20 protein-coding genes and 1 pseudogene are annotated in these 21,640 nt (G+C 55.2%); 15 read left to right on the top strand and 6 right to left on the bottom strand.

The annotated features are described in order from the left end of the window. Window positions 1-83: 83 nt before the first annotated feature. The gene (gene pheA, locus BM261_RS05055) at window positions 84-1,166 is read right to left on the bottom strand and encodes a prephenate dehydratase (protein ID WP_074895830.1); all 1,083 of its coding nucleotides are present in this window, start codon (window positions 1,164-1,166) and stop codon (window positions 84-86) included. 185 nt (window positions 1,167-1,351) lie between these two features. Between pheA and BM261_RS05050 the strand changes: the two genes are divergently transcribed. From BM261_RS05050 to BM261_RS04990, 13 genes are all read left to right on the top strand, one after another. Further along, the gene (locus tag BM261_RS05050; RefSeq protein ID WP_074895827.1) at window positions 1,352-2,455 is read left to right on the top strand and encodes a conjugal transfer protein; all 1,104 of its coding nucleotides are present in this window, start codon (window positions 1,352-1,354) and stop codon (window positions 2,453-2,455) included. After that, the gene (locus tag BM261_RS05045; RefSeq protein WP_074895824.1) at window positions 2,452-2,919 is read left to right on the top strand and encodes a low molecular weight protein-tyrosine-phosphatase; all 468 of its coding nucleotides are present in this window, start codon (window positions 2,452-2,454) and stop codon (window positions 2,917-2,919) included. The genes BM261_RS05050 and BM261_RS05045 overlap by 4 nt, the downstream gene beginning before the upstream one ends. Window positions 2,920-2,993: 74 nt before the next feature. After that, window positions 2,994-3,224: an NGO_0222 family membrane protein gene (locus BM261_RS05040; protein WP_074895821.1), complete on the top strand. Its 231-nt coding sequence runs from the start codon at window positions 2,994-2,996 to the stop codon at window positions 3,222-3,224. A 9-nt stretch (window positions 3,225-3,233) separates the two neighbouring features. Continuing rightward, window positions 3,234-3,827 carry an RdgB/HAM1 family non-canonical purine NTP pyrophosphatase gene (rdgB, locus tag BM261_RS05035; RefSeq protein ID WP_074895817.1) on the top strand — a complete coding sequence of 198 codons (594 nt, stop codon included), beginning with the start codon at window positions 3,234-3,236 and terminating at the stop codon, window positions 3,825-3,827. Window positions 3,828-3,908: 81 nt separating this feature from the next. Continuing rightward, entirely contained in the window at window positions 3,909-4,676 is a 768-nt protein-coding gene (locus tag BM261_RS05030) for a DUF6630 family protein (protein WP_240317879.1), read from the top strand. Between the two features lie 67 nt (window positions 4,677-4,743). Beyond that, on the top strand, window positions 4,744-5,919 hold the full coding sequence (hemW, locus tag BM261_RS05025) for a radical SAM family heme chaperone HemW (RefSeq protein ID WP_074895814.1): 1,176 nt from the start codon (window positions 4,744-4,746) through the stop codon (window positions 5,917-5,919). A gap of 204 nt (window positions 5,920-6,123) precedes the next feature. Further along, on the top strand, window positions 6,124-6,705 hold the full coding sequence (locus BM261_RS05020; RefSeq protein ID WP_049251514.1) for an opacity family porin: 582 nt from the start codon (window positions 6,124-6,126) through the stop codon (window positions 6,703-6,705). A gap of 181 nt (window positions 6,706-6,886) precedes the next feature. Continuing rightward, on the top strand, window positions 6,887-7,468 hold the full coding sequence (locus tag BM261_RS05015) for an opacity family porin (protein ID WP_074895811.1): 582 nt from the start codon (window positions 6,887-6,889) through the stop codon (window positions 7,466-7,468). Window positions 7,469-7,601: 133 nt separating this feature from the next. Continuing rightward, the gene (locus BM261_RS05010; RefSeq protein ID WP_074895809.1) at window positions 7,602-8,693 is read left to right on the top strand and encodes a metallophosphoesterase; all 1,092 of its coding nucleotides are present in this window, start codon (window positions 7,602-7,604) and stop codon (window positions 8,691-8,693) included. A 445-nt stretch (window positions 8,694-9,138) separates the two neighbouring features. Continuing rightward, window positions 9,139-9,534, top strand: a complete 396-nt coding sequence (locus tag BM261_RS05005) for a hypothetical protein (protein ID WP_074895806.1) — start codon at window positions 9,139-9,141, stop codon at window positions 9,532-9,534. Between the two features lie 59 nt (window positions 9,535-9,593). Further along, window positions 9,594-11,576, top strand: coding sequence for a transketolase (gene tkt / locus BM261_RS05000; protein WP_074895803.1), 1,983 nt, complete (start codon window positions 9,594-9,596; stop codon window positions 11,574-11,576). 408 nt (window positions 11,577-11,984) lie between these two features. Continuing rightward, window positions 11,985-13,817: a heme anaerobic degradation radical SAM methyltransferase ChuW/HutW gene (gene hutW, locus BM261_RS04995; protein ID WP_074895801.1), complete on the top strand. Its 1,833-nt coding sequence runs from the start codon at window positions 11,985-11,987 to the stop codon at window positions 13,815-13,817. Window positions 13,818-13,819: 2 nt separating this feature from the next. After that, window positions 13,820-14,452, top strand: coding sequence for an NAD(P)-dependent oxidoreductase (locus BM261_RS04990; RefSeq protein WP_074895799.1), 633 nt, complete (start codon window positions 13,820-13,822; stop codon window positions 14,450-14,452). Between the two features lie 234 nt (window positions 14,453-14,686). On the opposite strand, the gene BM261_RS04985 is transcribed toward BM261_RS04990, so the two are convergent. Both BM261_RS04985 and BM261_RS04980 read right to left on the bottom strand, forming a co-directional pair. Continuing rightward, window positions 14,687-14,881: a YbdD/YjiX family protein gene (locus tag BM261_RS04985; RefSeq protein WP_074895796.1), complete on the bottom strand. Its 195-nt coding sequence runs from the start codon at window positions 14,879-14,881 to the stop codon at window positions 14,687-14,689. Continuing rightward, the gene (locus tag BM261_RS04980; protein ID WP_074895793.1) at window positions 14,871-16,952 is read right to left on the bottom strand and encodes a carbon starvation CstA family protein; all 2,082 of its coding nucleotides are present in this window, start codon (window positions 16,950-16,952) and stop codon (window positions 14,871-14,873) included. Before BM261_RS04980 ends, BM261_RS04985 begins: the two co-directional genes overlap by 11 nt. Before the next feature lie 359 nt (window positions 16,953-17,311). Between BM261_RS04980 and BM261_RS04975 the strand changes: the two genes are divergently transcribed. After that, complete coding sequence (locus BM261_RS04975; protein ID WP_074895790.1) at window positions 17,312-17,920, top strand: bacteriohemerythrin; 609 nt, start codon at window positions 17,312-17,314, stop codon at window positions 17,918-17,920. Between the two features lie 138 nt (window positions 17,921-18,058). Next, window positions 18,059-18,547 (top strand): 5-(carboxyamino)imidazole ribonucleotide mutase, encoded by a 489-nt coding sequence (gene purE, locus BM261_RS04970; RefSeq protein ID WP_074895788.1) that lies wholly within the window; start codon window positions 18,059-18,061, stop codon window positions 18,545-18,547. 224 nt (window positions 18,548-18,771) lie between these two features. Here purE and BM261_RS12375 read toward each other — a convergent pair. The 3 genes and pseudogenes from BM261_RS12375 to BM261_RS04955 form a co-directional block, all read right to left on the bottom strand. Continuing rightward, window positions 18,772-18,879, bottom strand: a pseudogene (locus tag BM261_RS12375) (IS5/IS1182 family transposase); the annotation flags it as partial. A gap of 57 nt (window positions 18,880-18,936) precedes the next feature. Continuing rightward, a complete protein-coding gene (gene tmk, locus BM261_RS04960) occupies window positions 18,937-19,560 on the bottom strand; it encodes a dTMP kinase (protein ID WP_074895781.1) in 624 nt (207 codons plus the stop codon). Window positions 19,561-19,600: 40 nt separating this feature from the next. Beyond that, on the bottom strand, window positions 19,601-21,628 hold the full coding sequence (locus tag BM261_RS04955) for a site-specific recombinase (protein WP_074896223.1): 2,028 nt from the start codon (window positions 21,626-21,628) through the stop codon (window positions 19,601-19,603). Between the last annotated feature and the right edge of the window lie 12 nt (window positions 21,629-21,640).

The raw sequence follows: 21,640 nt of genomic DNA, 5'->3' as shown, positions 1-21,640 counted from the left end.
CTCTGGTTCCTTAGTCGGGTGTTAAAGGCATGGAGGCCGTCTGAAAGCGGCCGCCGCACGGGGCGTTTCCCTGAATTTCACCATCACAGCACGGCCACGGGGTAAGAGCCGATGATTTTGACGAAGACGTTGCGCTCGGCAAAACGCGCCAAGACGCGGCGGACGGTTTCGTCGTCCTTATGGCCTTCGATGTCGATGAAAAACACATATTCCCACAAGCCGGTTTTGCTCGGACGGCTTTCGAATTTGGTCATCGAAATGCCCGCCTCGCTGAACGGCGTGAGCAGTTCGGCGGCGGCGCCGGCGCGGTTGGGGGTGGAAAACAGCAGCGAGGTTTTGTCGCGCCCGCTCGGCGCAGTGTCCTGTTTGCCCAACACCAGAAAGCGCGTGGTGTTGTTCGGCTCGTCTTCGATATTCCGCGCCAAAACGGTGAGGCCGTAGATTTCAGCGGCGGTTATGCCTGCAACGGCCAGCGCGGAACCGTCTGCCGCCGCCAGCCGCGCGGCTTCGGCATTGCTCGACACCGGTACGCGGACGATGCTGTCCGGCAGGTTTTTGCCCAGCCAGTCGTGGCACTGCGCCAAGGCCTGCGCGTGGCCGTAAACGGTTTGCACGCCGTCCAACCCCTCGCGGTTGCGCAACAACTGGTGGTGGATGCGCAACACCACTTCGCCGCAGGCACGAAGCGGCGAGGACACCAGCAAATCCAACGTGCGGCCGACCGAACCTTCGGTGGAATTTTCCAGCGGCACGACGGCATAATCGGCCTGATCGGATTCGGCCTGCCGCATACATTCGTCCACCGTATTGCAGCCCACCGTGTCGGCGGCGTGGCCGAAATGCTTGACGGCCGCCTGCTGGGTAAACGTGCCGGCCGGGCCGAGGTAGGTGATGGTCAGCGGGCGTTCCACCGCCAGGCATTCGCTCATCACTTCGCGGAACAGCCGCGCCACGCCTTCGTCCGAAAGCGGGCCCCGGTTCAATTCCTTAATCCGCCGCAACACCTGCGCCTCGCGTTCGGGGCGGTATACCGCGCCCGTCCCCTTCAATTCGCCGATGGCGCGCGCATGGACGGCACGTTCGTTCAGCAACTTCAAAACGGAGGCATCGATTTCGTCTATCGCATTGCGGTGCGGCAGCAGTTGTTTTTCCAGCTCGGCGGACATGGTCGCTCCTTGTTTCCGGTGTCGTAAAATCGGCACCATTTTACCGTAAAACCCGCCTCCGCCCCACGCGGCGGGAAAAGGCCGTCTGAAAAACGCCCCGATGCTTTCAGACGGCCTTTCAAGATACGGTTTGCGTTATAATCACCGCCTTTCACCCGACACATCAAAACAAAGGCAGAAACACCATGTCAGAACACCGCTATCTCCCCGACACCCGCCCCTATCCCGCCGAACCCGTCAAACGCGAACTGCTGATGCACGCCGAACAGGCCGCGCGCGGCGGCGCACAGGGCAAACTGGCCGCAGAAGCACTGCGCGCGCAGATTTACGGCATGCTGTCGCAAAATTTCTACCTCAACCTTTCCGTCGCCCTCAGCATGACCCCGAGCGAGGCCGCATACGGCACCATGATGGCCGCGCTCAACGACGTATTGCAGGCCAAAACCGACGAAGAAATACAATGGTTCGCCCTGCCCGTGATTCTGGTTGCCGGCTGCAAACAAGCCGCCGCCCTCACCGCCGCCGCACCCGCGCACGAACTCTCCGTCTGCCTGGCCAACTACCCGCACACACGCGCCCTCTCCCGCGCCACCTGGCTGCCGCAACTGTTCACTGCCGGACAAATCTCCGAAATCAACGCCGGACAATGGTTCAAAGCCAAACAAAACGCCGAAGCCGCCGCAGAATTCGCCGCCTCGCTGCCGCAAAACGACAGCCTGCCGCTGGTCGAAGGCCAATCCGTCAGCGCAGCCTTCGCTCTGGGCTACGGCGGCCGCGAACTGACCGCCGCCTTGGGCAAAAACCTTCAAGAAGCCGCCCTGCCGCTGATGCAGGTATGGCAGCAGGCCCTGTCCGCCCCCGGCGTAACCCTGTTTGCCAACCCCCTCTCCCCCGACAGCCCGCCCGCCGCACTCACCGATGCCGGCCACATGCGCCTGCGTATGGCTTTGGACGTTTTCACCGCCAACTCCATCCGCTCCATCCGCCTGCAAAGCCCGCGCGTCGGCGTCGTTATGGCCGCACAAGAAGGCGGCAGGCTCGTATTCGGCTTCAACGCCACCGACAGCCAGTTCGAACTCCAGCCGCAAACCTTCACCTGGCCGCTCTCGCCGATGGACAAAATCGAAATCGTGCAGCAAAACTTCCTCGACCTGCTGGCCGAATGCCAAGTGGAAAACATCCGCCTGCTGCACGACCCCATAGGCGAAAACGACGAATTGCCCACCTACTCGCAAGCGGTCAAACTGCCCGGCCACAACCCGCTCTACGGCGACGGCAGACACTCATGAACAAACACCGCATCCTGTTTGTCTGCCTCGGCAACATCTGCCGCTCGCCGATGGCCGAATACGTCCTGCGCCACCAAGCCGCCGAACGCGGCCTGTCGCACCTCGTCGAAACCGCCAGCGCGGGCACGTCCGGCTGGCATGACGGCGAAGGCATGCACCGAGGCACCAAGGCCGAACTCAAGGCGCACGGCATTGCCGCCGACGGATTTTCCAGCCGCAAAATCCGCCGCAAAGACCCGGCGCATTACGACCTCATCATCGCCATGGACGACGACAACCTGGCCGAACTGGAACGGCAGTTCGGCAGCCGCCCCGGAAAACAGTTCAAACTCACCGACCTGATTCCCGACAGCGGCTATCAGGCCGTGCCCGACCCCTGGTACACCGGCGACTTCGCCGAAACCTTCCGCCTCGTCTCCGCCGCCGCAGAAGCCCTGCTCGACAGGCTGGAAACGGCAGGATAAACAAAAAGGCCGTCTGAAAACGCATTTCCCGCTTTTCAGACGGCCTCCCGAGCCACCTAACCCCGTTTACCGCCATGACCAAACGCCGAACCTTCCTCATCCTGACTGTCCTCTTCACCCTGCTCTTCATCGCATTGGTAACTCTGGGCGCGTACCTGCTTTCCATTCAAAGCAAACAATTCGCCGTCGCCGCCTTCCTATTCGCATTCGGTGCCGTCTTCGGCCAAGTCGCCTGCCTCGGCCTCTTCGTCCGCGAACACGCCCGCGCTAAAGTAATGCGCGAACAGCAAAACCAATCCCGCTAAGGAAAACCCATGTTCGAAAAAATCGTTCTCGCCAGCGGCAACGCGGGCAAACTCAAAGAATTTTCCCGCCTCTTTGCCGATTTGAACATCGAAGTCCTGCCGCAATCGCAGTTCGACACGCCCGAATGCCCCGAGCCGTACCACACCTTCATCGAAAACGCGCTCGCCAAAGCCCGCCATGCCGCCAAACACAGCGGCCTGCCCGCGCTCGCCGACGACTCCGGCATCTGCACCGCCGCATTAAACGGCGCACCCGGCGTCCTCTCCGCCCGCTATGCCGGAGCCAATCCCAAATCCGATACCGCCAACAACAAGCGCCTTTCAGACCACCTCGCCGACAAAGCCGATAAAAGCTGCTACTACGTCTGCGTCCTCGTCCTCGTCCGCCACGAAAACGACCCGCAACCCATCATCGCCGAAGGCTTCTGGCGCGGCCAATGGCAGGCCGAAGCCGCAGGAACCCACGGCTTCGGCTACGACCCGCATTTCTACCTGCCCGAACACAACTGCACCGCCGCCGAGCTTGACCCCGAAATCAAAAACGCCGAAAGCCACAGGGGGCAGGCGTTGCGGGAATTGTTGAGAAAAATTGAAGCCTTATAAAGTATACAGGCCGTCTGAAAACCCCAAAACGTCTTTTCAGACGGCCTGTAATTGTCCTTGTACCGAAAGGAAAACGAATTTATGGCCCATTCCCGCCATCAACTTTTGAAACTGCTCTTGCTGCCCTTTATTCTGCTGATGCAAACTATCCGTTTGATATTGTCGTCTATAGTAACTTTGTCATTAATTTTGTTACTGTTTATTTCTAAAACTTTGTTGTTTGTCTCAAAGCCTTTTCTGCCCGTCATTGTCGTTTTACTGCGTTTATTGATATGGTTGATGTTCCCTTTATTTTTTATCTGTTTGTTTATTTATACATTGTTCCGCCCATTAAAAAATCATGAAACACTTTTCCGGCATTGGCTGGATGTTATTTACCGCGACCGGCCGAAAACCGTTAGCATCATTATCGAAAATATCCATCAAGACTTAAGAGGGGAAGATGAAAGCGGGGAAAATAATACGCAGGAAAAAAATAACGAAACCGCCGTATTCAAAAACCTCTTAACCGAAGGCTTCATCCTACACAATAATCTCGAAGACTACGCACATCTGTTTTCCGTTGATTGGAAAGACGGGGAAAGTTTTATTGACTGCATCACAGAAATGGCGCAACGTTTTAATGTTGTCCTAAATTGGACCGAACAGCAGCTTGAAGAAGATCTGCCCGATCAGCTAGCAAGGGCCGTATATCCCTTATTTGAAGCCGCCGGTGCAGTACTTTATAGTGCAGACACAGGAAGCGACTATTACACCTTTATCATCATCCCGCAACAAGACACAGCCGATTTTGAAAAAGTATCAAAACAATATGGTGTGTCCTTGCAGCGGGCAAATAAAACCATCTGAGACGAAACTTAATACCACAGATGCCGTCTGAAAAAATTTCAGACGACCTCAATCCCAAAAACATACCATGACCCAAATCACTTTCCAACGCCCCGGACAACTGACCGCCCTGCCGCCCCTGTCGCTCTACATCCACATCCCGTGGTGCATCAAAAAATGTCCGTATTGCGACTTCAATTCCCACAGCCTGAAAAACGGGCTGCCCGAAGCCGCCTATATCGACGCGCTGCTGACCGACTTGCAGCTTGAATTGCCCAATATCTGGGGCAGGCCGGTGGAAACGATATTTTTCGGCGGCGGTACGCCCAGCCTGTTTCAGGCGGAATCGATTGACCGTTTGTTGAGCGGCATGCGTTCGCTGTTACGCTTGCAGCCGGAAGCGGAGATTACGTTGGAAGCCAATCCGGGCACGTTTGAAATTGAGAAATTTCAAGGATTTAAAGATGCGGGTATCACGCGGCTTTCTATTGGTGTACAAAGTTTCAACGACGATATGCTGATGCGACTAGGACGCGTCCACAACGGCAAAGAAGCCTTAACCGCCATCGATACTGCGTTGAAATTATTTGATAAAGTCAATATCGACTTGATGTACGCCCTGCCGAACCAGACCGTTCAGACGGCATTGGACGACGTACAAACCGCTATCGCCACAGGCGCGACACACATCAGCGCGTATCATCTGACCATGGAGCCGAACACGCCGTTTGGTCATACGCCGCCGAAAGGTTTGCCGCAAGACGAAGCCGCCCTCGACATCGAAGACGCGGTACACGGCGCGCTGGAAGGCGCGGGTTTTGTCCACTACGAAACATCGGCTTTTGCGAAACCCGCCATGCAGTGCCGCCACAATTTGAACTACTGGCAGTTCGGCGATTATTTGGGCATAGGCGCGGGCGCGCACGGCAAAATTTCCTACCCCGACCGCATCGAGCGCACCGTCCGCCGCCGCCATCCCAACGACTACCTCGCCTTAATGCAAAGTCAGCCGAGTGAAGCCGTTGAACGCAAAACCGTCGCCGCCGAAGATTTGCCGTTCGAATTCATGATGAACGCCTTGCGCCTGACCGACGGCGTACCCGCCGCGATGTTGCAGGAACGCACAGGCGTACCCGCCGCCAAAATCATGGCGCAAATCGAAACGGCAAGGCAAAAAGGTCTGCTGGAAACCGACCCGACCGTGTTCCGCCCGACCGAACGGGGACGGTTGTTTTTAAACGATTTATTGCAATGCTTTTTATAAATCTTTGTATTGCTGCGGCAGATGGTTTTCAGACGGCCTCCAATATACGGCTCCGCTTTTTTATTGTTGTGTGGAAGCTTCCCAGCCATATCAAAACCATCTTAACGTTGTTTAAACCTTCATAACAGAATACAATCGGCCCGTCGGCGGTTGCAAGCCGTTTGACTACTAATAATTTTCTATCCAATTATTGAGGATGACATCATGAAAAAAGTTCTGGCTACCTTAGTTGCCCTTTCCCTTCCCGCTGTCGCATTGGCAGATGACAACCGTGGTTTCTACGTTCAAGGCGATCTCGGCCACTCAACCATTAAAACCAAAGATGATGGCGGTAAAGGCAGTGCCAAAGGCTTCAGCCCGCGCCTGTCTGCCGGATATGATTTCGGTGATTTCCGTGTAGCTGCCGATTACACCCACTATAAAACTTTGAAAGAACATGAACGCGATCCGCTTTACACATTTGACGCAAAAATCAAATTCCAAAGCTTTGGTGTTTCCGCCATTTATGATTTCGACTTAAATTCTCCGGTTAAACCTTATGTCGGCGCACGCTTGGGTCTTAACCGCATTTCTTATAGCGACGATTTCCGGGGTACTACCGGCTACCACGAAACTGAATCTTTCCGTAAAACCAAAGCCGGTGTTGGCGTGATGGCCGGTGTCGGCTACGACATCACCCAAAATGTTGCCTTGGATGCCGGCTACCGCTACAACCACTGGGGCAAATTCGATGGCTTGAAAGTACACTCTCACGAAGTATCTGCCGGTGTGCGTGTAAAATTCTAATTTTTCAAACCATCGGTATTCACGCAAGCCGCCCGAAGTGCCAAACTTCGGGCGGCTTGCAATTTTTCAATGAAAACTGTGATTGTTGTAACAGACGAAACGCAATACAATCCAAACAACCAACAGTTGCAGAGAGCCTGATGGCCATCAATAATTTTTTCCACCTACGAGGAACAACATCATGAAAAAAATTCTGACTACACTGGTTGCCCTTTCCCTTCCCGCCGTCGCACTGGCAGACGAACACCGTGGATTTTATATCCAAGGTGATGTCGGCCATGCTTCGGTAAAAGGCAAGGCTTACGGCGAAAGCGTGACGACAAAAGGCTTCAGTCCGCGCCTGTCGGGCGGTTACGACTTTGGCGATTTCCGTGTGGCAGCCGACTACACCCACTACAAATCCCACAAAGAAAGCGGCAGAATCAGCAGCTCCACCAATTATGACGCGAAAGCCAAATTCCAAAGTCTCGGTGTTTCCGCCATTTACGACATCAACCTGCAATCCCCTGTTAAACCTTATGTCGGCGCACGCGTAGGCCTCAACCGCGTATCGTTTGATACAACGGAATACAGTTCAAACTTTATCGAACGTTATGAAACCCGCAAAACCAAAACCGGCTTGGGCGTGATGACGGGCATCGGTTACGACATCAATCAAAACATCGCCCTGGATGCGGGCTACCGCTACAACCACTGGGGCAAATTCGACGGTGTAAAAGTACACACCCACGAAGTATCCGCGGGCGTGCGCATAAAATACTAAACACCCGCATCATCAGCTCTCAGCCGTCCCGAGGTATGCATCCGGGTGGCAGCTTTCTTATCATAAAACCCTGCCGCCACCCGTGTCGGACGGCATTACAATCCGTCCGAATCACCACACACGCAACTCATACATGAAATTTCTCTCCTTCCTGACCCTGTTTGTCTTATTGATGCAGCCGTTTACCTACGGTTTTTACAAAGCCTTATGCTGGCAGTTTGAAGGCCGTCTGAAAAAACGCGGCCGCCGGTTGCTCTGCCTCGCCCTGTTTGCCTTCGGCAACGGCCTGATACTCCTCTCCCTCCTCAGGCTGTGGCACGGCTCTTTCCGCCTGACCGCACTGTGGATGGTCTTACTGCTGTATACCGGCTTTGCCGCCTTGTTTGCTTGGTTATTGAAACTGCTGCTGCGCCAGCGCGTGGCCGACGAAAAACTCCGGCGCATCCTGCGTATTGCCGCACCGGCGGTAGTCGCTTCACTGTTCTGCCTGTCGCTCTACAATGCCTATCTCCCGACCGTCCGCCACTACCGCGTGGTATTGGACAAGCCTTTGGCCAAACCGCTGCGCATCGGCGTAGCCAGCGACCTTCACCTGGGCATCCTGTTCGGCGCGCGCCAACTCGACAAACTGGCCGGCATCATGCAACAGGAAAAAGCTGACATCATCCTGCTGCCCGGCGACATCATGGACGACGACACCGCCGCTTACGAAGCCGAACACATGCAGCCGCACCTGTCCAAACTGCGCGCGCCGCTGGGCGTATACGCCACATTGGGCAATCACGATCTGTTCGGCGCACAACGGCAGATTACCCGCGCCATCGAAGCGGCGGGCATCACGGTGCTAAACGACGGAATCATCGAAACGGGCGGCCTGACCGTTATCGGCCGTCCTGACGATTTGGACAAAGGCCGTCTGAAAACCGCCGAACTGCTGGAGCAGGCCGATACATCCAAACCCGTCGTCCTGCTCGACCACCGCCCTTCGGAAATCGAACTGCATTCGACTCTGCCCATCGACATCCAAGTTTCCGGCCACGTCCACAACGGCCAGATTTTTCCGGCCAACCTCATCGTCCGCACCATCAACCGCCTGCACTACGGATATGAAAAAATCGGCAACGGCCACTTTTTCGTTACTTCCGGTTACGGCTTCTGGGGCATCCCGCTGCGGCTCTGCTCGCAGTCGGAAGTGCTGATTATCGATGTGGAAGGCCGCCGCTGAAGCCGCCCCGCTTTTCAGACGGCCTCCAAATCCGGGCTGACAATCGCCAAGGCCTCTTGATTAAAAAACGGCTGCCATTCCTTTCAAGCAAGGCCTATTCGCAAAACCGCCACCGGCGCCGCAGCGAGATAAAAGCAAGGGAAACATACAAACCCGTCTCAAACCGCTTAAAAGGCCGTCTGAAAACGTGCAAACATCTTTTCAGACGGCCTCAATCATGCTTCGTCTGCCGAAACATCAACACCATGCACGGCAAACCGTTTTCCCAATAGTTTCAACGCATACGCCCGACATCCGCTTTTACCGAAACACTTAAGTTTCCCTCCCCCGCACCAATCCGCCTTGTAGGAAAAAAGCATGGCTTCGGCTATAATTTGCACCGTTTTTCATCCCCCATTCATCGCAAACAACTCGGACAAAACCGCCCGCCCCTCAGGAATCCACCATGCAACAAGCCTTCCACGATAAAGCAAACCGCCTTTTCTCCGCCATCACAAACGATCCGCGCTGGGATATCAACGACGAACTGCTGTTTCAAATGGCGGGCTTCACCTTCTACGGCTACTGCTTCGGCCGGCTGGTGTGCCTGATGGATGCCGACGACATTGATGCCTATGCGGCCGGCAAACTCACCGGCCTCGGCGCGGGCGCGAAATACGTGCAAGGCATGATAGCGCGCGCACGGCAGGATTTTGTTACCGACGAAGATACCGAACCCGCCGATACGGACGACCCTTTAAGCCGGTTAATCGGCATCGGCCATTCCTATTTCTCCGCCGATGACTTTAGCCCGCTCGTCGAATCCGTTTACGAAAATTACGACCTGTTAAGCGGCGAATAGCCGACCCGCTTTTCAGACGGCCTACAAACCCATTTCAAACCCAACTATTAGGAAACACCATGCCCTCCCAACTTGCCAACGCCATCCGCTTCCTCTCTGCCGACGCCATCCAAAAAGCCAACTCCGGCCACCCCGGCGCGCCGATGGGTATGGCGGAAATGGCGGAAGTATTGTGGACGAAATTCCTGCGCCACAACCCCGCCAACCCCAAATTCTACAACCGCGACCGCTTCATCCTCTCCAACGGCCACGCGTCCATGCTGTTATACAGCCTGCTGCACCTGACCGGCTACAACCTGAGCATTGAAGACCTGAAAAACTTCCGCCAACTGCACAGTAAAACCCCCGGCCACCCCGAATACGGCTATACCGACGGCGTGGAAACTACGACCGGCCCGTTGGGACAAGGCATTGCCAACGCGGTGGGTATGGCATTGGCCGAAAAAATCCTTGCCGCCGAGTTCAATAAAGACGGTTTGAACATCGTCGATCACTACACCTATGTCTTCATGGGCGACGGCTGTATGATGGAAGGCGTATCGCACGAAGCCTGTTCGCTCGCCGGCACCTTAGGCTTGGGCAAACTGATTGTTTTATATGATGACAACAATATTTCCATCGACGGCAAAGTGGACGGCTGGTTTACCGAAAACATCCCGCAACGCTTTGAAAGCTACGGCTGGCATGTCGTTCCCAACGTAAATGGCCACGACACCGCCGCCATTCAGACGGCCATTGAAGCCGCCCGCGCCGAAACCGGCAAACCGTCCCTCATCTGCTGCAAAACCTTAATCGGCAAAGGCAGCGCCAACAAAGAAGGCAGCCACAAAACCCACGGCGCACCTTTGGGCGCGGATGAAATCGAAGCCACGCGCAAACATTTGGGCTGGACTTACCCCGCATTTGAAATCCCGCAAGAAATTTACGCCGCATGGAGCGCGAAAGAACAAGGCGCGAAACTGGAAGCCGAATGGAACGAACTGTTCGCGCAATACCAAGCCAAATATCCTGCCGAAGCCGCAGAATTCGTGCGCCGCATGGATAAAAAACTGCCGGACAATTTCGATGCATATGTTCAAGCTGCATTGAAAGAAGTGTGCGCCAAAGCCGAAACCATCGCCACCCGCAAAGCCAGCCAAAACAGCATCGAAATTTTGGCTAAAGAGCTGCCCGAACTGGTGGGCGGTTCTGCCGACCTGACCCCGTCCAACCTGACCGACTGGCCGGGCAGCGTCTCCGTTACCCGCGAAAAAGGCGGCAACTACATCCACTACGGCGTGCGCGAGTTCGGCATGGGCGCCATCATGAACGGCCTTGCCCTGCACGGCGGCGTGAAACCGTTCGGCGCAACTTTCCTGATGTTCAGCGAATACCAGCGCAATGCCTTGCGCATGGCGGCGCTGATGAAAATCAACCCCGTCTTCGTCTTCACCCACGACTCCATCGGCCTCGGCGAAGACGGCCCGACCCACCAACCTATCGAGCAAACCGCCACCCTGCGCCTGATTCCGAACATGGACGTATGGCGTCCGTGCGACACCGCCGAATCGCTGGTGGCATGGGCGGAAGCGGTAAAAGCCGAAGACCATCCGTCCTGCCTGATTTTCAGCCGTCAAAACCTGAAATTCCAAGCGCGCAACGAACAACAACTGAACGACATCAAACGCGGCGGCTACGTCATCAGCGAAGCCCAAGGCAACGCCCAAGCCGTCATCATTGCCACCGGTTCCGAAGTCGAGCTGGCTCTGGAAGCGCAAAAAGCCCTCGCCGCGCAAAACATCGCCGTGCGCGTCGTGTCCATGCCGTCCACCAACGTATTCGACCGCCAAGACACCGCCTATCAAGCCGCCGTCCTGCCCGAAGGCCTGCCGCGCGTTGCAGTAGAAGCCGGACACGCCGACGGCTGGTACAAATACGTCGGATTGAACGGCGCAGTCGTCGGCATCAACCGCTTCGGCGAATCCGCCCCTGCCGAACTGCTGTTCAAAGAATTCGGCTTTACCGTGGACAATGTTGTCGATACTGTAAAATCAGTGTTGTAAAACGGTTTTCCGGTATTCCAATAGAGGCCGTCTGAAAAGTTTCAGACGGCCTCTCTGTATTACCGGTGCGGAAACGATGCAATCAAAACCGAATCATAAACCACCAATCCGTTTTAACTTGTCTGCCTCCTTAGCCTTAAGGAGAGATAATTTTTGAATATGCAAAGTGCCCGGTGAATCGGTTTCTATAAATTACGCCACCCGCAGCCTTGCTTTGCACACACCGTTTCTAAACATAATTATATGATTTCAACAAATATTAAAATCCTTAATTCCTCCCATATAAACCCCACTTTTAAATAATATCTATCAATTTTAATAATAATTCTCTATTATTTGATATGAATCAAAAACAATATCTCATTTTTTACACAGAATAATAACTGTTGTTATTTTATTCATGATGCCATGAAACGAGAAATAAAAATCAGCAACGGGCAAGCCGTACCGGATGCTTTTCCCGAGCGGCAGGCACTGATGCCTGTGTGGGGCGGCATCGACGTGCCGTCCGATGAGTGGCAGCGGCTTTGGCGCGAGCAGGCGCAAACGGTTTTGCAGGAAGATACCTTGGCCTACCTGCATATCCCGTTCTGCGCCAACCATTGCGTTTTCTGCGGCTTCTACCGCAACGCCTGGAAAGACGATTACAGCCGCGCCTATACCGATAAAATCATCGCCGAATTGGCGCAGGAAGCCGAAATCCGCCAAGGAAACGGCAAAATCCGCGCCGTCTATTTCGGCGGCGGCACGCCCACCGCGCTTTTGACCGACGATTTGGTCCGCCTCATCAAAGCCTGCTACCGTTATCTGCCGCTGGCCGACGACTGCGAATTTACACTGGAAGGCCGCATGAGCCATTTCGATATAGCCAAGGCACAGGCCTGCATCGATGCGGGGGTAAACCGTATTTCCATCGGCGTGCAAACTTTCGATACCGCCATCCGCCGCCGTTTGGGGCGCAAACACAGCGGCGAAGAAGCGGCCGCCTATTTGGAAAAGCTGGGCAGGCTGGATGCCGTAATTGTGGCCGATTTGATTTTCGGCCTGCCGGGGCAAAATGATGAAATCTGGCATAATGACTTGCGCATTGCGGCCGCCCTGCCGCTGTCGGGTCTCGATACTTACGCCTTCAACTGTTATCCCTTCCTGCCCATCAACCGCATGATAGAAAAAGGCGCGTTTCCACCGCCGGCCGGCTTCGACACGCAGTCGCTGCAATATGCCTATACGGTCGAGTATTTGGCGCAACAGGGCTGGCGGCAAATCAGCAACAACCACTTCGCCTATCCCGAACGCGGCGAACGCAACCTGTACAACCGCCTGGTCAAGTCGAATATGGCCTGCCTGGCCTTCGGTTCGGGCGCGGGCGGCAACGGCGGCGGATACAGTTATCAGGTGCAAAGCGATTTGGACAGTTACCTTGCCACGCCCGCCGGCCAAAAAAACATCGCCTACATGAGCCGCCACAGCGGAAACAAATACCTGCTCGGCCGTTTGCAGCACGATATCGAAACCGGAACGATAAACAGCCGCCTGTTTGCCGGGCAACCGCGCGCGCAGGCCCTGCTGGCGCAGTGGGCGGAACTCGGTTTGACGGGCAAACCCGATTCGGACGGCCTGATTCATTTAAACACCAGCGGCCGCTACTGGTCGCCCACCTTAACCCGCAAGCTGATGCTTGCCCTACCCGCAAACGAAGAAAAGGAGCAATCTATGCCTAACCCCCTGTCTGCCGAACAACAAACGGTATTGCGCAACTCGTTGGCCGAAAATCCCGGCCAGATTCTCGAAATGCTGGCCGGACGCTTCCAATGCAGTTTTGAAGAAGTCATCAACTGCCTGCCCGCCGGCACGGTGAAGAAAACGGATGGCGGACGCTTTGTCGAAATCATGCAGGCAATCGCCAAATGGGACGAAGCGGTTACGTTTATCGCCCATACGCCCGACGTGATTGCCGAAGTAACCGGCAAACTGCCGGACGGCAGCGTGGGACGCGGCTTCTACAATTTTAAAGAAGCCGAACCGGGCGGCATCCACGGCCATATTTATTATGAAAACTGCACGGCGGTTTATTTGGTCGAACGCCCGTTTATGGGCAAAGACACGGTTTCGCTCAACTTCATCAACCGCAGCGGCGGCGCGATGTTCAAGATTTATGTCGGCCGCGATGAAAACGGCGAATTGCGCCAAAACCAAATCGAAGCCATGCGCGCGCTGTTTGCCGAAGAAAAAGGGGCGTAACCATGCTGACCATATTCGGTGCAAACGGAAAAAGCGGCCGCGAACTGATTGCGCGCCTGTCGGCAGACGGTTTTTCAGACGGCATTACCGCCGTCCTGCGCCGCCCCGAACAGGCCGAAGACCCGTTTTTCAAACAACACGGCGCAAATACGGCAACGGCCGACGTGCTTGACGCGCAAGCCTGCGCCGCCGTCATCCGCGACAGCAAACCGCAAACCGTCGTCAGCTTTGTCGGCGGCAAAAACGAAGCGGGCGTACGCAGCGATGCGGCCGGCAACATCAACATCATCGACGCGGTGGCCGCCCACGCCCCCCAAGCCCGCCTGATACTCGTAACCAGCATGGGCTGCGGCGAACAGTGGGAAAACACGAACGCAATGTTCAAACAGGCATTGGGCGAAGCGGTTCAGGCCAAAACCGAAGCGGAAAACCACCTGCGCCAAAGCGGCCTGCATTGGACGATAGTGCGCCCGTGCGGCTTGGGCAACAGCGGCAGCGACAGCTATACGCTGCACACCGCCATCGACGAAATCCCGCGCGACTACATGGACAGGAAAGGCTTGGCCACCGCCGTGGCGAAACTGATTGCGGATAAAGAAAGGCCGTCTGAAAGCGTATATTCGGTAACCGCCTAATCGTCCGAATATAAAAAGGCCGTCTGAAAAACCGTTTATGGCTTTTAGACGGCCTGCTTCATTATCGGCACTATGCCTTAGCAGCACCGCCCGCCGTTTGCGCCGCAGCGGTGTTTTAAGAAAGGCTATCCGAAAGTGTAGATTCAATAACCGCCCAACCGTCCGAATACAAAAAGGCCGTCTGAAAAACCGTTTATGCTTTTCAGACGGCCTGCTTCATTATGGCACTACGCCTTAGCAGCACCGCCCGCCGTTTGCGCCGCAGCGGCGTTTACGGCAATAGTCTTGGAATTGCTGCTCGGTCATCACGGGAGCGCTCGGATTATGCCTGCGCTGTTGGGCAACGTAGTTTTCATAATCGGGCACACCTGCCATGAGGTTGGCTGTCAGCCTGGCGGTTTTCCACCAGGCGGCGAGTTTACGCTTCACCTTGTGCCTCCGGTTGTTTGCCGTCGCGGTATACCGCAGGGATTTCTTTCGCGGTCGGCCAAGCCACTTTGCGCGCCTTCAGGGCGGTACGTAAGCCGTAGATGGCAACGACGACGACGACGGAGAGGAACAATGCGGTCAGGCCGGCATTGATGTAGTCGTTGAAGATAATCTGCGACATTTCGCCGATGTCTTTGGCCGGCGGCAATACTTTGCCCTCATCCAAAGCAGTTTGGAATTTTCCGGCGTGCGCCAAGAAGCTGACGCGCGGGTCGCTGTGGAACAGTTTTTGCAGGCCGGCATAGCAGGTTACAAACAGTACGCCGAAAGCCGGAACAAGTGTTACCCAAATATAGCGGTCGCGCTTCATTTTCACCAATACGACGGTACACATAATCAAGGCTACGCCTGCCAGCATTTGGTTGGCGATACCGAACAAAGGCCAGAGCGAGTTGATGCCGCCCAACGGGTCGGTCACGCCGGTGTAGAGGAAGTAACCCCACAATGCCACGGCGAAGAAGGTCGCAATCAGGTTGGCAGGGATAGAGTCGGTGTTGCCGAAAGGTTTGTAGAAGATACTGCCCAAGTCTTGAATCATGAAGCGTGCGACGCGTGTACCGGCATCAACGGCGGTCAGAATGAACAAGGCTTCAAACAGCAGGGCAAAGTGATACCAGAATGCCATCATGGCTTCGCCCGGAATCAACTGGCTCATGATGTGCGCCATACCGACTGCGAGGGTTGGTGCACCGCCGGCACGGGAAAGGATGGTGCTTTCACCCACTTCTTTTGCCGTGTGCAGCAAGGTTGCAGCATCGACAGGGAAGTTGAGTTTGGTTGTAATCACTTCGGCAGCTGTGTTGGCATCCGTACCGATCAGGGCAGCCGGGCTGTTCATGGCGAAGTACACACCCGGATCAAGCGACGAGGCGGCGGCCAGAGCCATAATGGCCACAAAACTTTCCATAATCATACCGCCATAGCCGATCATGCGGACGTGTTCTTCATTCTCAACCATTTTCGGTGTGGTACCGGAAGAAATCAGCGCGTGGAAGCCGGAAACCGCACCACAGGCGATGGTAATGAACAAGAACGGAAACAGTGCGCCGGAGAATACGGGGCCGGAACCATCGATAAAGTGGGTTACGGCAGGCATACGCAGATCTGGATTAACAATCACGATGCCCAAAGCCAAGGCCACAATCGTTCCGATTTTCAGGAAGGTAGAGAGATAGTCGCGCGGAGTCAGCAACAACCAAACAGGCAATACCGAAGCCACGAAACCGTAAATCATAATCGCCCAAGTGAGCTGGATACCGTCAAGGTCGAACCAGTGGCCAAATGAACTGTGCGCCACGTCTTCACCATATATCACGGCCAACATCAGCAAGATAAAGCCGACGATGGAAATCTCGCCGATTTTGCCCGGGCGGATATAACGCGTGTAAATACCCATAAACAGCGCAATCGGCATGGTGGCGGCGATGGTAAACGTACCCCAAGGGCTGTGAACCAAGGCTTTCACCACAATCAGCGCCAACACCGCCATGATGATGACCATAATCATCAAAATGCCGATGGACGCAATCACGCCCGGCACAGTGCCCAGTTCTTGTTTTACGATATCGCCCAAAGACTTACCGTCACGGCGCATGGAGACGAACAAGACCATCATGTCCTGTACCGCACCGGCAAACACTACGCCGAAGATAATCCACAGCGTACCCGGCAGGTAACCCATTTGTGCAGCCAGTACGGGACCGACCAACGGACCTGCGCCCGCAATCGCGGCAAAGTGGTGTCCGAACAATACGCCTTTGTGTGTCGGCACATAGTCCAAACCGTCATTGTGCCGCTCGGCGGGCGTGAGGCGGTTCGGATCAAGCTGCATCACGTTTTTGGCAATGTACAGGCTGTAGAAACGATAGGCGATGCAGTACACCGATATGGCGGCGGTTACCATCCATATCGCACTGACATGCTCGCCGCGGCTGACGGCCAAGGTGGTAAAGGAGGCTAGGCCGACCAAAACCACAATGCCCCATATAAGGAACGTTTTCAGCGATTTCATGGTTGAATCCTTAGAATATATAAATAAACACAAGGGCCTGAGTTATGACTCCGGGCAAACGATCGCCCGCAGTACCTTTATGTGGGGAGACTAAAGATGGTAGTGTGAAGCCCGCTTATAAGATTAACACAAAAACGACAAAACATGCGGCAGACTTAACATATCGAAATCATAAATGCTTTAAATCAGCCCGATTGTATCAATCTCATTCTTAAGCAGCCTGCACCCTCCCATTCAGGCCGTCTGAAATGATGCGCTTCCTGCCGGCTATATTCTTTGACTTAGATTAAGCCGCAGAGTACTTGCATCATTACAATACCCCCCTCACAGGGAAAACCATCAGAACAGGAAACAATAAAATGAGCTATTTCGACTGGACTCCGGATCTCGACACCCACATAGAATTGGTGGATGAGCAGCATAAGATCCTGGTCCGCTGCATTAACGAACTGCACGAAGCCAATCAACGCAAGGATTTCGAGGCGGAGGGAAAAATCATCGAAGACCTAATCCGCTATACGGTCGAACATTTTTCCGATGAAGAAAAACTGATGGACGATGCCGGATATCCGCTCGGCAAACAACACAAACAAATCCATCAGCGTTTTGTCGATAAAGTCAGGGAAATCCAACAAAAACAGCGCGAAGGCGAAGACATCGGACAAGAACTGCTGGGCATACTGCACAACTGGCTGTTTACCCATATCAGCCATCACGACAAAGGTTTTATCCCCGCCGTGCAAAAATATTTGGCCGCCAAATCTTCTTACGACGAATTGGAAGCCGAAGCAGCGGTTCGGGCAGCCTTCCAAAATTCGCGCCGCACACAAAATCCGGCTGTATTCCCCGCCTTTATCGACGACGATGCGGCCAATGCCAACCATTCCGGCAACAACAATGCGCAAGAATCGGAAGACATTTTTTCCAAAGCACGGCAAAATATCAAAAATTTGAAAATTTGGCGTTAGAACCGGCGGCGGGGCGGACTGCGGAGCATTCCGGCAACGCCTGCCGTTTTTGAAACGATACCTGTTTCAGGCAAAATCAAAACCAGCATCCTCAGGGTTTGAAACCCTACCCACCCATCAAACGATTAAGGAACCACCATGGCAAAAATCGGCATCATCATGGGCAGCAACAGCGACTGGCCCGTTATGCGGCATGCCGCCCAATTTCTCGAACAATTCGGTATTTCTTACGAAGCGCGCGTCGTTTCCGCTCACCGCACGCCGGACTTGATGTTCGAATACGCGGAAACCGCACGCGAACGCGGCATTCAGGCCATTATCGCCGGAGCGGGCGGCGCGGCCCATCTGCCCGGCATGGTGGCGGCAAAAACCACCCTGCCCGTACTGGGCGTACCCGTGCCGAGCAAATATCTGAGGGGCGAAGATTCCCTCTTGTCCATCGTCCAAATGCCCAAAGGCATACCCGTCGCCACCTTCGCCATCGGCGAAGCGGGAGCGGCAAATGCCGCGCTGTTTGCGGTTTCCCTGCTGTCCAACCACGATCCCGAACTGGCGGCCAAACTGGCCGATTTCCGCGAACGGCAGAAACAGACCGTTTTGGAAATGGAGCTTCCTGCCAAAGAATAGGTTTGGCAGAAATCAATAATGAGGCCGTCTGAAAAGAGTATGGCGGCTTTATCCGCTTTTACTGTTTGCATGAATCATGCAAACCGGCCCGCTTCATATCGACGGCATCTCAGACCTTAAGCTCTTCAGGCTGAGGGAATCCCATTCCATAGCAAGCATAAAACGGATTTACCGCACAAAAAATGCCGAACTCATGAATCAATCATGAATTCGGCGTTTTTTTATAGTGGATTAAATTTAAACCAGTACGGCGTTGCCTCGCCTTGCCGTACTATTTGTACTGTCTGCGGCTTCGTCGCCTTGTCCTGATTTAAATTTAATCCACGATATCGCGCAAACAACAACTCGATTCAAAAATCAAACGGCCGTACGACAAGCGTCCGCTGTTTTCAGACGGCCTCGAAATGCGCCTGCAAGGCTGCTTCCACCGCCGCACGCACTTCTTCCCTGCTCCGGTTGCTGTCGATGACGCGGTAGCGTTGCGGATGGCCGGCGGCACGGTCGAGATAAGCACGGCGCACGCGGGCGAAAAACTCCGCCTCTTCCTGTTCGAAACGGTCTTTCTCGCGCGAACGGGCAATACGTTCGAACGATACCTCAAGCGGCACGTCCAACAGCAGGGTCAGGTTCGGGCGCAGGCTGCCCTGCACCCAGTTTTCCAACACTTCGATGTCCGCCGCCGGAATACCGCGCCCGCCGCCCTGATAAGCGAAGGTGGCATCGGTGAAACGGTCGGAAACGACGTGGGTGCCTTTATCCAAAGCCGGCAATATCACGTCTTCCAAATGCTGGCGGCGGGCGGCGAACATCAGCAGGGTTTCGGTACGCAGTCCGACGCGGCTGTCGGGCGATAACAGCAGGCGGCGTAATTCCTCGCCCAAAGGCGTGCCGCCCGGCTCGCGGGTGAACAGAACCGGCATTCCGCGCCGTTCAAACCATTCGCGCATGGTTTCCAGATGGGTGGATTTACCCGAACCATCGATGCCGTCGAGTGTTAGAAATTGTGCCTGCATGGTTGTGCCTCGCTAAATGGATTTACTTTTTTCAGACGGCCTATCCGCCGTTTTTGTTTTCTTTTACTGCTTTTTGGATTTCGGAGGCCGTCTGAACAGGATAAATCAGACTCATCGGATTGGCTTTGATCTGCATCCACATCGAGTCTATCAGTTTCGACAGGCTTTCGATGCGCGTGCCGCGCGAACGCAGGGCGACAATCAGCGCGAGCGAGAAGCTGACCAACAGGTTTACTACGCCTATCATCAACACAAAAGCCAGATTTATCAGGAAATATAGAATGTTACTGCCGTCGCTGACGGCGGCGTAACCCAAATTGGCCGAAGAAAAGGCGACGTGGCGGATGTCCAGCGGCAGGCCGAGCAGATGGCCGACCCAGCCCGTCATGCCCAACAGCATGCCGAAAATGAAATTGCCCGCCAGCGAGCCGTAGTGGCGATGCAGATAGTCGGCCAAACGGGCGCGGATGCCCGGCGGCAGGATTTTTTTCAGCAACGGCTGCACCGTCAAGCGTTGGCGCAGGTTGAGGTAGTCGGCGCGGTTGTCGAAAAAGCCGGAGATGATACCAGAGCAAAACAGCCACACGCCCGCGATTGCGGCATACCACAGCGTCGGCTGGGTAAACGGCTGGAGCGATTTGAACTGGTAGGCAACCGCATCGGCATCCAAGAACGGCCGACCGTTGTTTTGCGCGAAAGACAGCGACACCAGCGTGGCCACCAGTACGGCAATACAAACGTTGCCGAACACCGCCACGGTCTGCGAACGCGCGACGTCGATCAGCAGTTTGGCCAGTTTGCCTTCCACCGCGCCGCGCACCTTGTCGCCCTGCTCCACCGATTCGGCGATGCGGGAAGCGGTCATGGCAGGCTGTTTGGTGGCCACGGTGCAGTGCACCATGTGGATGAACATAAAGCCCAAGCCGTAGTTCAGGCCGGACAGCAGGGCGGTTGTAAAATCGCCCAAACCCCAGCCGGCGATGTTGATTTTATTGCCCGCCATCAGGGCGATAATCACGCCGCCGCCCGAAGCCGAAGCCAACATGCCCCAATATTCGCGCCTGTTGCGCGTGATGTAATGTTCGCCGTGGCCGCTGGTGTTCTCCGAAATGCTGCGCGCCAGCATTTTGATGCTGCGCCTCCTCAGCAGCTCCGTGCTGTGCTGTTCTACGGCGGCCATCGTCAGGGAACGCAGCAAACGCACGGTATGGCGGCGGTAGGCACGGCCGTTTTCAGCCGTTTGGATTTCCAGCAGCACATCCAAACGGTCGAGCGTTTGCGACAGCCTTTCCAATAGGTGCGCCACCTTGACCGACGAGCCCGCGCCCGCGCCGGTGCCCCGTTTGCGGAGCCTCTCCACCTGCTGCCGGCATTGTTCCATCATCACTTCGAGGTGGGCGGTATCGAATGCCTCTTTGTAATCCGGCAGGCGGTAATGCGCCACCAGCCGGCTGATTTCCTGATGCAGGGCGACGAATGCAGAATCCACTTCCATCAGTTTCGGTTCGATGCGGGTAAACTCGGGTTCCAATTCCTCCGCCGCTACCCAAATCGACAGCATTTCCAAAGCATGAAGCCGCGCCTGCGTCAGATGCCTTGCGGCCGTCTGAACCGTTGCATCCTCCGCGCCCGCACGCAGGCAGCCGTACAGCTTCAACCAACGGCGCAAGTTAATGGTTTCCAGCCATTTCTCATCGTTCTGCGAATGAAACAGATGCAGGAAGACATCGCGCAGGTTATTCAAATCCTTAAACGACGGCATAAAGCGTTCATAGATTCGGATACCGATTTCGCGTGCAAAACCGCTGCGCGAAAAAATGCCCAAGCCGACCAAGGCCGGATAAACGTGTACGCTGCCCAGCCATTGGTAAAAACGGCTGCCGAACAGTGCCGCCAATTCCGAATCACGCCGCAGTACATCCAGCAGAAGGTCGAAACGCTGCCCCGCGCGCCTGATACCGCCCCTGCGCAAAAATTGCACCAGCGCATCGAGTATCGTCGCCATATCCTTTTTCGCTAGGGCCTCGGCCAGCAGGACGGGCAGGTTGTCCGGAGTAATTTTTTTCATGATTAGAATGTT

This window comes from Neisseria elongata subsp. elongata (assembly GCF_900113545.1).
GTDB classification, from domain to species: Bacteria; Pseudomonadota; Gammaproteobacteria; order Burkholderiales; family Neisseriaceae; genus Neisseria; species Neisseria elongata.
The sequence above is the reverse complement of the archived record's forward strand: the minus strand, read 5'-3'. Positions and strand labels throughout refer to the sequence as shown.

What these genes read in the sequence shown, in the direction of transcription:
- pheA (WP_074895830.1), bottom strand. Translation starts at nt 1,166, where the DNA reads ATGTCCGCCGAGCTGGAAAAACAACTGCTGCCGCACCGCAATGCGATA.
- BM261_RS05050 (WP_074895827.1), top strand. Translation starts at nt 1,352, where the DNA reads ATGTCAGAACACCGCTATCTCCCCGACACCCGCCCCTATCCCGCCGAA.
- BM261_RS05045 (WP_074895824.1), top strand. Translation starts at nt 2,452, where the DNA reads ATGAACAAACACCGCATCCTGTTTGTCTGCCTCGGCAACATCTGCCGC.
- BM261_RS05040 (WP_074895821.1), top strand. Translation starts at nt 2,994, where the DNA reads ATGACCAAACGCCGAACCTTCCTCATCCTGACTGTCCTCTTCACCCTG.
- rdgB (WP_074895817.1), top strand. Translation starts at nt 3,234, where the DNA reads ATGTTCGAAAAAATCGTTCTCGCCAGCGGCAACGCGGGCAAACTCAAA.
- BM261_RS05030 (WP_240317879.1), top strand. Translation starts at nt 3,909, where the DNA reads ATGGCCCATTCCCGCCATCAACTTTTGAAACTGCTCTTGCTGCCCTTT.
- hemW (WP_074895814.1), top strand. Translation starts at nt 4,744, where the DNA reads ATGACCCAAATCACTTTCCAACGCCCCGGACAACTGACCGCCCTGCCG.
- BM261_RS05020 (WP_049251514.1), top strand. Translation starts at nt 6,124, where the DNA reads ATGAAAAAAGTTCTGGCTACCTTAGTTGCCCTTTCCCTTCCCGCTGTC.
- BM261_RS05015 (WP_074895811.1), top strand. Translation starts at nt 6,887, where the DNA reads ATGAAAAAAATTCTGACTACACTGGTTGCCCTTTCCCTTCCCGCCGTC.
- BM261_RS05010 (WP_074895809.1), top strand. Translation starts at nt 7,602, where the DNA reads ATGAAATTTCTCTCCTTCCTGACCCTGTTTGTCTTATTGATGCAGCCG.
- BM261_RS05005 (WP_074895806.1), top strand. Translation starts at nt 9,139, where the DNA reads ATGCAACAAGCCTTCCACGATAAAGCAAACCGCCTTTTCTCCGCCATC.
- tkt (WP_074895803.1), top strand. Translation starts at nt 9,594, where the DNA reads ATGCCCTCCCAACTTGCCAACGCCATCCGCTTCCTCTCTGCCGACGCC.
- hutW (WP_074895801.1), top strand. Translation starts at nt 11,985, where the DNA reads ATGAAACGAGAAATAAAAATCAGCAACGGGCAAGCCGTACCGGATGCT.
- BM261_RS04990 (WP_074895799.1), top strand. Translation starts at nt 13,820, where the DNA reads ATGCTGACCATATTCGGTGCAAACGGAAAAAGCGGCCGCGAACTGATT.
- BM261_RS04980 (WP_074895793.1), bottom strand. Translation starts at nt 16,952, where the DNA reads ATGAAATCGCTGAAAACGTTCCTTATATGGGGCATTGTGGTTTTGGTC.
- BM261_RS04975 (WP_074895790.1), top strand. Translation starts at nt 17,312, where the DNA reads ATGAGCTATTTCGACTGGACTCCGGATCTCGACACCCACATAGAATTG.
- purE (WP_074895788.1), top strand. Translation starts at nt 18,059, where the DNA reads ATGGCAAAAATCGGCATCATCATGGGCAGCAACAGCGACTGGCCCGTT.
- tmk (WP_074895781.1), bottom strand. Translation starts at nt 19,560, where the DNA reads ATGCAGGCACAATTTCTAACACTCGACGGCATCGATGGTTCGGGTAAA.
- BM261_RS04955 (WP_074896223.1), bottom strand. Translation starts at nt 21,628, where the DNA reads ATGAAAAAAATTACTCCGGACAACCTGCCCGTCCTGCTGGCCGAGGCC.